This is a genomic window from Candidatus Nitrotoga arctica (genome assembly GCF_918378365.1).
GTDB lineage: Bacteria > Pseudomonadota > Gammaproteobacteria > Burkholderiales > Gallionellaceae > Nitrotoga > Nitrotoga arctica.
In genome coordinates, this window is record NZ_OU912926.1 from 3,113,056 (window position 1) to 3,126,276 (window position 13,221).

Consider the following 13,221-nt stretch of genomic DNA (forward strand, 5'->3'; position numbering starts at 1 on the left):
AATGTCATTGCCCCTCATTTTTATGTAAGTCTTGTTTTATGTAAATCTTGGGGGATTCTTGATACATGAAAGCATGTTTGCTGATTCCTGCCTGCATTCTAATTACAATAAACTTTAATTTGGTTGGTTCGGCAAGGTAAATAAAACGTGACCAAACCAACTAACCAAACTCTTTCACAATAAACTGCTGTCTGCGACTAATCGGCAACATCTCGTTTAATTGCTTGAGATTGACTGTCCAATGTGAGTCACCGCTTTTCTCATCGACAACTTTTTCAAAGCCGACAATCTCGTCTTTCGCCACCAAACAATTGCGATGGATACGGATGAACCGTGCGGCAAATTCCTTTTCCAGCGCGCCGAGCGATTCTTCAATCAGATACTCACGTTCCACTGTGCGCACAGTAACGTATTTCAGCTCGGCACGCAGATACAGCACTTGCTCGATAGGAAGAAGATGGATCTTGCCACGTTCGTGAATAGCCAGATTTTTACGCGGCTCAGGGGCAAGTTCCTGTAATTTTGCAATCGGTAAAGGCAGGGCAGAACGTGCACGTGTGAGGGCCTCGAATAACCGCCCAAGTCGGATAGGTTTGAGCAGATAATCAACGGCATGCAACTCAAACGCCTGAATGGCGTAAACATCATAAGCTGTGGTAAAAATGATTGCTGGCGGCTTAGGCAGTTTGTTGAGATGCAGTGCCAGCTCGATTCCATCCATTTTCGGCATCCGAATATCTATCAGCACCACGTCAACTTGCACTTCAGATAACTTATCCAGCGCCTCGTGGCCGTTACCTGCTTCGCCTACCAGTTTCAGCGGCAGTTGTTCAGCGCAATCGGTGAGCAGATCCTTAAGGCGATTGCGTGCAGGCGGCTCGTCATCCACTATAAAAACAGTGAGGGGGATTTCAACATCGTTCATTGAACTCTCCTTTGAAGTTTAACCAAGCAATGTAGCCCTCTTTTCCCACGCGAGAACTTTTACTCTGGCTCTCTCAAGAGACAGGAAGCAACTGCACAAGTTCCTTTACATACGGCAGCTTGATATGCACGCGGTAAAAATCCTTGCCAATCTCAACCTTATAACTTGCTTCGACATCGAATTGCAGCGCTAAACGTTCACGTATATTGCTCAATGCTATTTTGTTGCCTACATGGTGGCTGCCTTGTTCCTGACGCGGGTTATATATTTCAAGGTGCATTTCATTGCCGTTGCAATATAGCTTGATCTCAACAATTCCGCCCTCGGCCAGCGGCTCAATGCCGTGATATACGGCATTTTCAAGTAATGGCTGCAAGATCAGCGGTGGCAGTAACGCATCATCCGGCATATTGTCGGTGTACCAGTTTACTTTGAGACGTTCGCCCAAGCGTAATTGTTCCAGCGCGAGATACTGACGCGCAAGCGCCACTTCTTGTCGCACAATCACTAACTCGCCATCGTGTGCCATCGCCATACGAAACAGATCGGCCATATCTTCCAATGCGGTTTCAGCACGCTTGGGGTTGGCGCGAACTATACCCAGCACTGCATTGATACTGTTAAACAGGAAGTGCGGGCGGATACGAGCCTGCAAGGCTTGCAAGCGTGCCTTATCCAGGGCAGGGGAAAGAGCATGGGCACGAAATTGAAAATAGACTAACAAAAGGCTCGCAATAACACTACTGAGCAAGGCGTTACGCCAAGAATGGAAATACCCATAATCTACAGTGGAAATGTACAGCCTGCCCCCCAGATGGTAAATCATCAATGTGACAGACATTGCCAATAGTAGTACTACAGTGGCGCCCCGTTTGTAGGTCAACCGTACTAGCCAGGAATTAAGCATGAACAATAGCGACAAGTTCAACAACAACACCGGCTGTAGCAGCGCAGAGATGTCTATTAGGCGCTCTAGGATGTCCTGCCAAGATGATGCTAGTGTAATGGCCCCCAACAGCACCATACCATTGACTAACAACAGGCTACGCAATATGACACCCCAGTTACGGAAATCGGGTAACGCATTGGACATCGTGTTTTGATTTATACTTTGCATATTTGGCATGACAGATATATCTCTGTATATGCCGCACATTCTGGACAAGAGACGATGACGATGCAAGACAAAAAAACCTGGTCCGGACGATTTACCGAACCGGTCGCGGAACTGGTGAAGCGTTATACAGCTTCGGTAGAGTTTGATAAACGACTGGCACCGTTCGATATTCATGCATCGCTGGCTCATGCACAAATGCTGGAGGCATGCGGCATCATCACGACGCAGGATTTAACTGATATCCGTCGTGGCATGACACAAATCGAGCATGAGATTCTCAACGACAAATTCGCATGGTCACTCGATTTGGAGGATGTGCATCTCAATATCGAAAAGCGCCTGACCACGCTTGTGGGCGATGCTGGTAAGCGTTTGCATACTGGGCGTTCGCGCAACGACCAAGTGGCAACCGATGTGCGCCTGTATTTGCGCCATGCCATTGACGAACTTCATGAACTCATTCGCAGTTTGCAATCTGCAGTCATTGATCTTGCAATACAACACACGCACACCATAATGCCGGGCTACACCCATTTACAGGTAGCGCAGCCAGTGAGTTTCGCACATCACCTGATGGCGTATTTTGAGATGCTTAAGCGCGATGCGGAACGCATCATCGATTGTCGGAAGCGCGTCAATCGCTTGCCACTTGGTGCGGCTGCATTGGCTGGCACCAGCTACCCGATTAAGCGTGAGATGGTGGCGGAACTTCTTGGTTTTGACGGCGTGTGTGAAAACTCTCTAGACGCAGTATCCGATCGCGATTTCGCCATCGAATTTACCGCTTGCGCAGCGCTCACCATGACACATTTATCGCGCTTGTCAGAAGAATTAATCCTGTGGATGAATCCACGCTTCGACTTCATCGACATTGCTGATCGTTTCTGCACGGGATCGTCCATCATGCCGCAGAAAAAAAACCCAGACGTACCGGAGCTGGTACGCGGCAAGACCGGCCGCGTGAACGGCAATTTAGTAACATTATTGACACTGATGAAAGGCCAGCCACTGGCCTATAATAAAGACAATCAGGAAGACAAAGAGCCCCTGTTCGATACGGTAGATACACTCACTCAAACCTTGCGCATCTACGCTGACATGGTAGGTGGCATCACTGTCAAGCCCGCAGCCATGCGCGAGGCTGCTTTGCAAGGTTATGCCACGGCCACAGACTTGGCTGATTATCTGGTGAAGAAGGGGTTGCCGTTCCGGGATGCACACGAAGCGGTCGCACTGGCAGTGCGCTTTGCCGAGCAGCGCAATTGCGACCTTAGCGATCTAAAACTGGAGGAATTACAACAATTCTCGTCACTCATTGCAGATGACATCTACTCTGTGCTCACACTGGAAGGTTCATTGGCCAGCCGTAATCACATTGGCGGCACTGCTCCTCAGCAGGTTGAAACTGCCATCGCGCAAGCGCGCAAATATCTCGCGGGACCAAATTAAATATTTAAAGGCGACCTTACGGTCGCCCAGAAAAAAACCAATACCTAATACCATTTCTCTATGATTGGAAATCCTTATGGAGTAATCTCTGTAACTCTCCATTGTTATACATCTCACTCACGATGTCGGAGCCACCAATAAATTTGCCATGAACATAGAGTTGAGGAACAGTTGGCCAATCAGAATAGTCCTTGATGCCTTGGCGAATTTCCGGATCAGCAAGCACATCAACGGTAAAAAGCCCGGTCACGCCGCATGCATTAAGAGTTTGTACTACATTGGCAGAAAATCCACATTGTGGAGATTGTGCTGTACCTTTCATATATAACACCACAGGATTGCTGGTTACCTGTTCTTTGATGAGCGCTTGTACGTCCATATTATAGCCTCTAAAATTTAGTTGAATAATTTGCCGAGGCATATTAGCAGCACGTTAACTACCCGGTCAAGGATTAAGCAAATGCTCGCCTAGTGTTTTCTACTGACGTTCACCCTGCCCACAGAGACGAAAATACACTGGTTCCACCATCGCAAAGGAGCACATAAACATTGCTCGCCCCATATCCCTATCGATTTTCACCTTTTTTGCATGTCCCGCTTGAACACAGTGATAAGGCTATAGCACGCCACGTTCAATCTCATGAAGATAAATAAAATCCGGTGCTTTTACGCCAGCCTTTTTCCTGATTTCCACCAATTCTGGAGATTCGAAGAAACGCCGGGCATTGTCCAGTGATGACCACTCTGAAAAGTGGACGATGTTATTTGCCTCGTTGTCGTAATGCAGCAACTGGTAGCTGAGTTCTCCCGCCTGTTTTCTGATGAACACTGCTTGGTCAAATACCGCTTTCCATGCTGGGTAGGACTCGACCTCGTGAATAATTAAAACGTGTTGCATATGAACCTCCCTGATAAATAGCCTTGGCGTTAGGTCTTCATGTTTTTTGGATCGCTTATATGCTGTATCTCTACGAGATTCCAATCACCATTGTTGCGATATAGACGTTTCCCTTGATTCGGATAATCTGAAACATCTTGTTGCAGTCGTTGTCCCATGACAAGACAGACCAACGTTTCATCACCATCATTGACAATAACGTGTGCCGCCGTGTTGCGCGGAAACCCAACGAAATCACCTTTTTCGAATTGATAAGAATCACCCCCAATGATTAAGAGTGCCTTTCCCAGAAAGCACGTACACACATTCTTCCTCGTAATGGTGTTTATAATATTCGGTTGTATTCTTTCCTGGCTCGACGGAGATTATATGTACGCCAATGATTCAGACCAATTGCGTCGCCCAAGGATTTATTGATGCACACGGCGTTGGGATTCAGAAAATGAACCTTGCGATCCCCGCTCATTTTCTCAATGTCAGCCGCTTTAAGAAGCAATCTACGCGTTTGCATAATTCCCCTAGCCAGATTTTGAGTCAAAGCGCGCATCAGACCGCTTTTCCAGCACCTCAATTTTCAGGGCTGGGTTTTTAGGGATGCCGACACCTTGCGAAAGTGGATAGTCCATTATGGAACCTGTTTGCCGATAGCCACGCCGTAAATAGAAGGCAATGAGTTCACTTCTTGAGGACACAACACCCATGATGAATTCTCTGCACCGAAAACGTCAAAGGCGTACCTTTCAGCCTGAAAAAGCATTTGCTTGCCCGCACCGACACCTTGTAGTGCTGGCCTAACCGCAAGCATTCCAATGTGGCTATTGCTGCGATCTTTTTCGACCTGAACACACGCCACAATTTTTGAATCTTTAAGGCCGACAAGAATAACGGAATTGAGCTTTGATAGGGTTTCGGCAATTTGACTGGCACTCGTTCTGCTTCCAGCCACTAAATCGGATTCATGCGTCCAGCCGGACGCACCGGATTCTGGACGATACGCTTCGTTAACGAGTTTGGCTATTACCTCAGAATCCGAATTGCTGGCTATGCGGAATGTATCAATGCACATATTTCGGGCTGCCTTAACGTAAAACTGAAAAGCGTGAGCGACCTGGCGCAAAATATCCGTCTCGACTTCAGGGCAGGGCCTCACTCTTCGGGCAACAACTGTGGGTTCCACACGACCTCCCAGAGATGATAATCCGGATCTTGAAAATAACCGCCGTAACCGCCCCAAAAGGTCTTCTGTGCTGGCTTGACGATAACAGCACCTGCACTTTTTGCCTGCTCCATAACGGCATCAACTTCGGCTGTGGACGAGACGTTATGACCGATAGAGAGTCCGGTGGGGTTGGGAATACCTATCGGAATTCCTGCATCGTGGGCGAGGCTCTTGCGCGGCCAAATTGCTAGTTTTAAACCGGGCTGTAAATCAAAAAAGGCTACGGCCCCATACTCAAATTCTTTGCCGACGATGCCTTGTGTTGGCAAGCCGAGACCGTCGCGGTAGAAATGCACCGCCCGTTCCAAATCGTCAACGCAGAGGGTAATAACTGTGATGCGTGGTTTCATGGCATGGCTCTTTTTCTCGTTGAGGGCATGATAGCTCGTTGATTGAGGCCAACGCCCAAACTCACCTACCGCTATGGAGCGTAGCGGAATAGCGGTCAGGTGGGGCGTCATGGGACGAAACTGCTACGCGGAGAAACGCCATTCTCACTACCCGGGGGATGAATTCAAAATACACCTCATCCCAGATTTTGGGAATGTTTAACGTTCTGACGAGATTATTCCGTAATAAAAGCACATTTGCCAAAATATTTCGAGTAACGTTAACGGGTGCATCTGCATTACCTCAACCTAAATGGCACGCAGCCAAAATGACTTGCTTTTATTTCCTTCCGCTACCCTAGGCAGACGGTTAGGGAAACGCTGATTAATTCAAAATTTTGCGGAATTTCGCGTGTAACCAATTGATTTTTAAATGTGTGAAATTCTGACGCGAGTTAATCAGCGCTTCCTTAGATGTTATAACTTTTTAATATAAAGCAGTTATTCAAAGAATGCCATACAGCTAAAAAAGATATTTTCATAGCATGAAATCGCATCCAGACCGGGCTTGCCCAACTAACGGGTTAGACACTGAATAAAAAAGGGGGCGCTACCCTTTTAAGCACGATTGTATGTACGAAAGAGAATTCGTGACCATGCTTCACGAAAAGGGTAGCGTCCCCTTTTTTAATGGATGAGGCAAATGTGGGTGGTTGCAATATGGCAAAAAGGTGCTAGTATGCAGTAGTTCCTACTTACAAAAGGTGTTGAAATGAGTGTTCCTAAAGTATTCAAGACATCCGTCAATCTGCCTGAGGTCACTGTTACCGCCCTAGAGGCGCTTGCCAAGAAGCGAGGGAAGAGCATGTCTCAGATCATTCGCGATGCGATTGCTACGGAGACGTTCCTTCAGGAAACCTCGGACAGCGGTGGGAAGGTACTGATCAAGGATAAGGACGAAACGCTTAGACAGTTGCTTGTTAGATGAGCCCAATGGCCCAAATTGAAGAGAAGGATCTGACTGGCGAAGATGGTGACTTAACTGCCGACTCTGCTCCACGTTTGGAGGCGCCACCGCCGACACTTGAGCCATTCAATTTAACGAGAGAGCAGGAAAAAGTACGAGGCCGCATCGCTGAGGGATTGCTGATGATGTTGGGCGTCATTTTGCTTTTTGCCTTCTTGACGCTCTGGGTCTACGGCACTACTTTCAGCGACTTAGAGAATTTGATGACGATCATCTTTGCTCCTGTCATCACTCTGGTTGGAACCGCTACTGGGTATTACTTCGGGAACAAGACTTCGCAGAACGGAGCTTCGGGCGGCGGCGCATGATCTGCAAATGACGCCCAACGTAAAGTAGACACCCTAAAAACCGCCTGAAAAGACACCTGAGAGGCATATAGTCCAGCACCTATCTTGCAATGCTTTATTTTTATTTGAGGTAAAAATATAGTACACCCTAATTTTTCAGATAAAAGCACCACAATAAAACTGCAAGAATGGGGGGCAGTTTTAACATTGCTACATTTTCTTTCGATCTTCTTCAAATTTCCGCACTGCGCGACTCACTGTCATACAGTGTACCCCGAAATGACGCCCGATCTCTGCCATCGGATTCGCCGGATAGGGTAAGCCTGAGCTATCGCCTGATCTCTAACTAGTCGGCGTATCCAGTACTCATCCACCGCACTTTCCACCCGTGGAATCAGAGTACAGCGTTAGCCAGGTTCTTCAGCCTGCTTTGTCGGCGCCAACATAACCGCGCCGAAATGCGGCATCCATTTGCTGGACATAGAAAGCAATCCAGGTATGCATGGAGGCATTTGCTTCGGGTGATGGGCGGATAAGTTCGTTATCCCGATGAATTATGGTACGCCATGCATGATCCAGATTGGGGTGCAATTTTTCCAATACCCGGGCGGCTTTACCGGCGTGCTCCATGTTCCTGCAGCGTTCGTCGAATGAGACGGCATGTCGGTGTGCCGCCGTGGCGCCCGCGACGAACTGGGAATATCCGCCGCTTGCCACCCAACGTACGCCGAATTCAAAGTCGTCCCAGGCATCGTTTAAAAAGCGCTCATCAAAACCGCCGAGCGAATGAAATTTGGCTTTCTTAATTGAAGAGTTACCGGCATAGAAAAATGTCTTGGGCCAGACTGCCAAAATACGGCGCATGGGAATGCCAAATATTTTGCCGGAGTCCTCCAGCCAGCGCGTGAAGCTGTCTTTTCGAAAATTATCAGGAAATAGTCCCGGGCCTATACCCACAGCGTTAAGGTCAGGGTTCAGGGTGTGGTATTCCGCGTAAGCGGCAATCAGGCCGGGGGAAGGGTCGAAGTCGTCCGCGAGAAACACCAGCAGCTCACCATCCGCCTGAGCGGCAGCCATGTTGTTTTGGGTCGCGCGTGCCGGACTTGGACAGCTGAGTAATGACGCCGAAATCGCAGGATGCTGTTGGCGAAATTCAGCAAATGCCCGCGATGTGGAAGCTTTGGCCTGTCCATCGACGAAGATAACCTCGAACGCATCATGGGGATAGGTCTGGGCTGCAACTGAAGCGAAGAAATTCTGCTGTTTGTGGTTAAAAACATCGGGTTCGGACGCCACGATTAAAGAAACTCGCATGATTCTTCTCCAATCCGGCTTGAGAGTGTTAACGAAAGGGGAACCTGAAGCGCCTGCTCGATTAACTCAATAGGTAAGTGTTGCAATGCATCGGTTGCGCCAAGCAGGGCAAGAAGCTCACCGCCCCAGTTGGCAAACGTAGGTGCAAACGGATTTGGCCAGGTGGGTTGGTTTTGCGCGAGGCTGACGAAAGCAGCCATGACCTTGCCGTGTTCCATGCGCGGTGTACCGGCGGTTTCGGTGATGGTATTGCGGTCATGGATACGGTACTCGTATAGCGGGTGCGGCACCAATACCGGCTCGCACTGCAGCGTTGCACGCAGGCAAAAATCCCAATCATGGTTATAGCGATAGTCGCGAAACCCACCCAAAGTTTCCCAGAGACGCTTGCGGAAACATTAGATTGCCGCTGGAAATGGCCGAGTTCGCGCGCAGCATCGCCAAACCAAGTGTGCAAGACATAACCGTTGCATTCTGGGCTGCCATCAATGCGGCGACGCGGGCATCGGCAAGGTGGCCAAGGGGTTGGCCGTGTGTGTCTATATATGAAACACGCGCGTAGCCCCAATCGGCATTGCTTTCCAGCAACGAGGACAGCATCGTCGCTATGCGCTCTGCCGGCAATCGGTCGTCGGAATTGAGTAACTGAATAAAATCACCCTTGGCTAATGCGATACCCTGGTTCAGGGTGGCTGCAGCCCCCTGGTTTTCGCGGGCGATGAACGTTACCGGAAACAGGGCCGCAACAAGCGCAGCACGACAGTGTTCAGCCGTGCCGTCGATGGAGCCGTCGTCAATCACGATTAGTTCCAGCGGGTGTCGTGTCTGGGCAAACACTGAAGCGATCGCCTCGGCGACATATCGTGCGTGCATATAAGCCGGCATCACAACCGACACGGTCGGAAGTTTCGGAGGAGACGTCTGGATGCACTGGTCTTTGTTCGCTTTGGCGCCTGTTAGTGCCGGGTGCATGCATCGATACTCGACGAGTTTGTTCTGCAAGAACGAAGATAGATGATCCGGGCAGACAGACGCCAATAGCAAGCCGAGATTGGACCAGAAACCGGGAAAATTCACGGCGGAGGTCGATAGCAACGCGGCAAAAGCCGCGCGCGATTCGTCCATGAGGCCGAGCTGGTAGAGGGTGACGGCTCTCATGTGAGCGACTTCCCAATCTTCGCTCTGTTCCCGGAGGACGGCATCGTAAGCCTCAATAGCCTGAAAAAACCTGCCTCCTCGTTGCAAGGCGAGCCCCGCCTGACGATTGCGCTCGTGTCCCGCTGCCGCAGTTGAAGCGTTGCTGTTCAGCAAACCACAGCAGTGCTTGTAGCGTAGCCCGCTTGTGCAGGGGCAAAGTGCGTTCCGCGACGAGATATGAATTCCTTTTTGATGGTGTGTTAATGACATAGGGTGAGAATGGCCAAGCAGACTTACAGTTCTTGAATAAGAAACAATTTCGGACTGGTTATGCGTGATATTTCAACAATTTTGTGCGGCCGATCGCTAAAAGCATATGAATTAAAGACTATGTTTATATTGACTTTATTAATTTTTAAGTATGCCTTTGCTGCAAATCGCAGCCTAACATATAGCCAGAGGAGTAGCCATGCTCTAACCAGCTGTTGGGATTTTGTGTTTGCTCATGTTCTGTGGCGCTATGTTCGATGGCGTACAGACTCAAAATCATGTCGATGGCATGCTTACCTGTGAAGCGAGGACGCATGCGAAAAGGCAATAAAGTGGGCAACCCCCTCTATTCAAATCAAATAATTCGCGCTGTGCTCTTAAGCTGCTTTGATTGCCGGAACTAATGGCAATGATGCCGATAGGCCAGCTTCCCCTCCACGATAAGAAAGTAGCTAGTGGGTATGGCAAAAAGAAAAGATAAAATTAGAATGGATGGAACTAACGGCGACGCGGCGCCGTCTGATGCGTTGGTATTATTTGGTGCAACGGGGGATCTTGTTTACAAAAAAATCTTCCCGGCGCTCTACGCAATGGCGAAGCGCGGCGTCCTTAATGTACCCGTGGTCGGCGTTGCATCCTCGCCATGGAGCGTGGCACAACTTCGAAAACGGGCGACGGACGGTATAAAAAAATCCGGCAAGATTGATGACAAGCAGGCTCTCCGTCATCTTCTTTCCTTGCTCCGATACGTGGTAGGTGACTATAGCAATCCGGCTACGTACAAAGCGATCAAGGAGACGCTGGGGGATGCCCAACGTCCAGCGCATTACCTTGCCATCCCGCCCGCGCTATTCGCGATAGTCATAAAAGGACTTGGCGCGGCTGGTTTGGCTGAGAATGCACGCGTTATCGTGGAAAAACCATTCGGGCGTGATCTGGCATCCGCGCGTGAGCTTAACTTCATTGCAAAATCGGTCTTCCCGGAAAATGCCATCTTTCGTATCGACCACTACCTTGGAAAGGAGGCGATCATGAATATTCTTTATTTTCGCTTCGCCAATTCATTCCTGGAGCCGATCTGGAACCGCAACTGCGTGGCTAGTGTCCAAATAACATTAGCCGAGAATTTCGGTGTGGAGGGGCGCGGTGAATTTTACGAAAGTGCCGGCTGTTTGCGTGATGTCATTCAGAACCACCTGTTCCAGGTCGTCGCATTGCTTGCCATGGAGCCGCCGGCTTACCAGGGTTATGAAGCCGTACACATTGAGAAAGCAAAAGTCTTTAAAGCCATGCGTCCACTGCAGCCGGACGACTTGGTGCGTGGCCAGTATGTTGGTTACCGGAAGGAACCCCACGTGGCAAAGGGCTCCGACGTGGAGACTTTCTGTGCCCTGCGGCTGCACATCGATTCATGGCGTTGGGCGGGCGTACCGTGGTACCTGCGTTCCGGTAAATTTCTGGCTACAACGGCGGCAGAAGTGCTGATTCAGCTGAAACCGCCGCCGCAAAGATTGTTCGACGATTCCGCTCCGGCGAATGGTCGAGCCAACTATCTGCGTTTCCGGCTCTCTCCCGATTTTGTAATAGCCCTTGCTGCTCGCGTTAAACGCGTAGGTCAGGAATTCGTCGGCGATCAGCAAGAACTCGATTTGTTTTATAAACAATCACAAGAAGAACTACCCTATGCGCGGCTCTTGACAGATGTTATGGCCGGTAACGGCACGCTGTTTACTCGTGAGGATGCGATTGAGGCCGCCTGGGCGGTGGTTGAACCTGTTCTTAAAACCCATCATCCTGTACTCCCCTACCAACCCGGCAGCTGGGGGCCTAAAAAGGCTGATGCTCTACTCACAGCACACGGAGATTGGTTTAATCCCACACTGGAGCAGGCAGCAACATGAAATCCGCAGTCGAATTGTTTTTCTTGTTGAACGATTGCCTTCTTGCTGGTCTTAACGTCCATCTTGACGGTAAAAACCGGGATCAGCATTCGACCGCTTTTGAAGTGTTCCGTACACAACTCACATTTAATTCCAAGCAGCTGCCTCGCACACTCGGTGAAACAACGGTGCAGCACATAGGCGATCTTACAATTTCAATTTGCCCGCATTACTCGATACTATCAAACCCACCCTACAGGAGAAATTATGAAGTCCACACAACAACTGCATAATCTTGGTCAGAGACTTTGGCTCGACAACATCACACGCGACCTTCTGACCAGCGGCACATTACGCCGCTACATTGATGAACTCTCAATAACGGGGCTCACTTCTAACCCCACGATTTTCGATAACGCCATTAATAAGGGCGCTTTCTATGACGAGTCCATCCGTCAAAAAACAGTAGCGGGTAAATCAGGCGAAGAACTGTTCCTTGAGCTGGCCCTGGAGGATTTAACTCAGGCAGCCGACCTCTTTCGTCCGGTTCATGATGCCACTGGCGGGGTTGACGGCTGGGTATCACTAGAAGTATCGCCTTTGCTGGCCGACGATACGGCTGGCACCATAAAAGCGGCGATACAACTTCATGCGCGAGCAAAACGTCCCAATCTTTTCATCAAGATTCCAGGCACTCGCGCAGGAATTCCTGCGATTGAAGAAGCCATTTTTGCAGGCGTGCCGGTGAATGTCACGTTGCTGTTCTCGCGCGAACATTACATCGCAGCAGCCGAAGCGTATATGCGCGGCATAGAACGACGCATCGCCAGCGGTCTGGATCCTGTAGTTCATTCCGTAGCATCGATTTTTGTCAGCCGCTGGGATGCGGCTATCAAAGAAAAGATTCAGCCTGGTCTAAGCAATCGTCTAGGCATTGCAATCGCCATGCGCACTTACAAAGCGTATCGCGACTTGCTCGCATCACCGCGTTGGCAGAAGCTGGTCAATTTAGGAGCCCGGCAGCAACGGCTGCTCTGGGCCAGCACAGGTACCAAGGATCCTGACGCCTCAGACATCCTATACGTCGAAGCGCTCATGGCACCCGACACCATCAATACCCTGCCCGAGAAGACCTTGCTCGCTTTTGCCGATCATGGCGAAGTGAATGGCGCCCTGCCGGTTGATGGCGGCTATGCCGAGAGCGTACTCGCCGAATTCGCGGAAGAAGGCATTAACGATGAAACTTTGGCCGCCGACCTTCAGCGCGAAGGTACCGAAGCGTTTACCAAGTCATGGATCGACCTGATGGCTTGCATCAAATCAAAGAGTGACAGATTGACCAAAGGTAATTAAGCATGCCGGCACATTG

Annotated in this window: 18 protein-coding genes and 1 pseudogene; 6 read left to right on the forward strand and 13 right to left on the reverse strand. The window is 49.7% G+C overall.

Annotation, left to right across the window (positions count from 1 at the left end; all coding sequences use genetic code 11):
• Window positions 1–160 precede the first annotated feature (160 nt).
• Both MKZ32_RS14350 and MKZ32_RS14355 read right to left on the reverse strand, forming a co-directional pair.
• A complete protein-coding gene (locus MKZ32_RS14350) occupies window positions 161–925 on the reverse strand; it encodes a LytR/AlgR family response regulator transcription factor (protein ID WP_239797886.1) in 765 nt (254 codons plus the stop codon).
• A gap of 73 nt (window positions 926–998) precedes the next feature.
• Complete coding sequence (locus tag MKZ32_RS14355; RefSeq protein ID WP_239797887.1) at window positions 999–2,042, reverse strand: sensor histidine kinase; 1,044 nt, start codon at window positions 2,040–2,042, stop codon at window positions 999–1,001.
• A 54-nt stretch (window positions 2,043–2,096) separates the two neighbouring features.
• Between MKZ32_RS14355 and argH the strand changes: the two genes are divergently transcribed.
• Window positions 2,097–3,491 (forward strand): argininosuccinate lyase, encoded by a 1,395-nt coding sequence (argH, locus tag MKZ32_RS14360; protein ID WP_239797888.1) that lies wholly within the window; start codon window positions 2,097–2,099, stop codon window positions 3,489–3,491.
• Window positions 3,492–3,549: 58 nt separating this feature from the next.
• Here the strand turns inward: argH and grxD are convergent, their stop codons facing one another.
• The 4 genes from grxD to MKZ32_RS15785 all read right to left on the reverse strand — a co-directional run bounded on the left by grxD (window position 3,550) and on the right by MKZ32_RS15785 (window position 4,773).
• Window positions 3,550–3,870, reverse strand: coding sequence for a Grx4 family monothiol glutaredoxin (grxD, locus tag MKZ32_RS14365; RefSeq protein ID WP_239797889.1), 321 nt, complete (start codon window positions 3,868–3,870; stop codon window positions 3,550–3,552).
• Between the two features lie 237 nt (window positions 3,871–4,107).
• Window positions 4,108–4,389, reverse strand: a complete 282-nt coding sequence (locus tag MKZ32_RS14370; RefSeq protein WP_239797890.1) for an antibiotic biosynthesis monooxygenase — start codon at window positions 4,387–4,389, stop codon at window positions 4,108–4,110.
• Between the two features lie 29 nt (window positions 4,390–4,418).
• A complete protein-coding gene (locus tag MKZ32_RS14375) occupies window positions 4,419–4,694 on the reverse strand; it encodes a cupin domain-containing protein (protein ID WP_239797891.1) in 276 nt (91 codons plus the stop codon).
• Entirely contained in the window at window positions 4,648–4,773 is a 126-nt protein-coding gene (locus MKZ32_RS15785; protein WP_420887770.1) for a cupin domain-containing protein, read from the reverse strand. The genes MKZ32_RS14375 and MKZ32_RS15785 overlap by 47 nt, the downstream gene beginning before the upstream one ends.
• Between MKZ32_RS15785 and MKZ32_RS14380 the strand changes: the two genes are divergently transcribed.
• A complete protein-coding gene (locus MKZ32_RS14380) occupies window positions 4,769–4,981 on the forward strand; it encodes a hypothetical protein (RefSeq protein WP_239797892.1) in 213 nt (70 codons plus the stop codon). The two genes, MKZ32_RS15785 and MKZ32_RS14380, sit on opposite strands and share 5 nt — an antisense overlap.
• Window positions 4,982–5,014: 33 nt before the next feature.
• Here MKZ32_RS14380 and MKZ32_RS14385 read toward each other — a convergent pair whose 3' ends face one another.
• Window positions 5,015–5,566: a GNAT family N-acetyltransferase gene (locus MKZ32_RS14385; RefSeq protein ID WP_239797893.1), complete on the reverse strand. Its 552-nt coding sequence runs from the start codon at window positions 5,564–5,566 to the stop codon at window positions 5,015–5,017.
• The gene (locus MKZ32_RS14390) at window positions 5,536–5,958 is read right to left on the reverse strand and encodes a VOC family protein (RefSeq protein ID WP_239797894.1); all 423 of its coding nucleotides are present in this window, start codon (window positions 5,956–5,958) and stop codon (window positions 5,536–5,538) included. The genes MKZ32_RS14385 and MKZ32_RS14390 overlap by 31 nt, the downstream gene beginning before the upstream one ends.
• A gap of 751 nt (window positions 5,959–6,709) precedes the next feature.
• On the opposite strand from MKZ32_RS14390, the gene MKZ32_RS14395 reads away from it, so the two are divergent.
• Complete coding sequence (locus tag MKZ32_RS14395; RefSeq protein ID WP_239797895.1) at window positions 6,710–6,925, forward strand: ribbon-helix-helix domain-containing protein; 216 nt, start codon at window positions 6,710–6,712, stop codon at window positions 6,923–6,925.
• Between the two features lie 5 nt (window positions 6,926–6,930).
• Complete coding sequence (locus MKZ32_RS14400) at window positions 6,931–7,272, forward strand: hypothetical protein (RefSeq protein ID WP_239797896.1); 342 nt, start codon at window positions 6,931–6,933, stop codon at window positions 7,270–7,272.
• A gap of 399 nt (window positions 7,273–7,671) precedes the next feature.
• Here the strand turns inward: MKZ32_RS14400 and MKZ32_RS14405 are convergent, their stop codons facing one another.
• The 5 genes and pseudogenes from MKZ32_RS14405 to MKZ32_RS14420 form a co-directional block, all read right to left on the reverse strand.
• A complete protein-coding gene (locus MKZ32_RS14405) occupies window positions 7,672–8,565 on the reverse strand; it encodes a glycosyltransferase family 2 protein (protein WP_239797897.1) in 894 nt (297 codons plus the stop codon).
• Complete coding sequence (locus MKZ32_RS14410) at window positions 8,550–8,936, reverse strand: hypothetical protein (protein ID WP_239797898.1); 387 nt, start codon at window positions 8,934–8,936, stop codon at window positions 8,550–8,552. Before MKZ32_RS14410 ends, MKZ32_RS14405 begins: the two co-directional genes overlap by 16 nt.
• The gene (locus MKZ32_RS14415; RefSeq protein ID WP_239797899.1) at window positions 8,908–9,537 is read right to left on the reverse strand and encodes a glycosyltransferase family 2 protein; all 630 of its coding nucleotides are present in this window, start codon (window positions 9,535–9,537) and stop codon (window positions 8,908–8,910) included. The genes MKZ32_RS14410 and MKZ32_RS14415 overlap by 29 nt, the downstream gene beginning before the upstream one ends.
• A 339-nt stretch (window positions 9,538–9,876) precedes the next feature.
• A pseudogene (locus tag MKZ32_RS15790) lies at window positions 9,877–9,972 on the reverse strand (SEC-C metal-binding domain-containing protein); the annotation flags it as partial.
• Between the two features lie 145 nt (window positions 9,973–10,117).
• Window positions 10,118–10,288: a hypothetical protein gene (locus MKZ32_RS14420; protein ID WP_239797900.1), complete on the reverse strand. Its 171-nt coding sequence runs from the start codon at window positions 10,286–10,288 to the stop codon at window positions 10,118–10,120.
• Window positions 10,289–10,460: 172 nt separating this feature from the next.
• Between MKZ32_RS14420 and zwf the strand changes: the two genes are divergently transcribed.
• Complete coding sequence (gene zwf / locus MKZ32_RS14425; RefSeq protein WP_239797901.1) at window positions 10,461–11,873, forward strand: glucose-6-phosphate dehydrogenase; 1,413 nt, start codon at window positions 10,461–10,463, stop codon at window positions 11,871–11,873.
• Between the two features lie 246 nt (window positions 11,874–12,119).
• Complete coding sequence (gene tal, locus MKZ32_RS14430) at window positions 12,120–13,205, forward strand: transaldolase (RefSeq protein ID WP_239797902.1); 1,086 nt, start codon at window positions 12,120–12,122, stop codon at window positions 13,203–13,205.
• The last annotated feature ends 16 nt before the right edge of the window (window positions 13,206–13,221 follow it).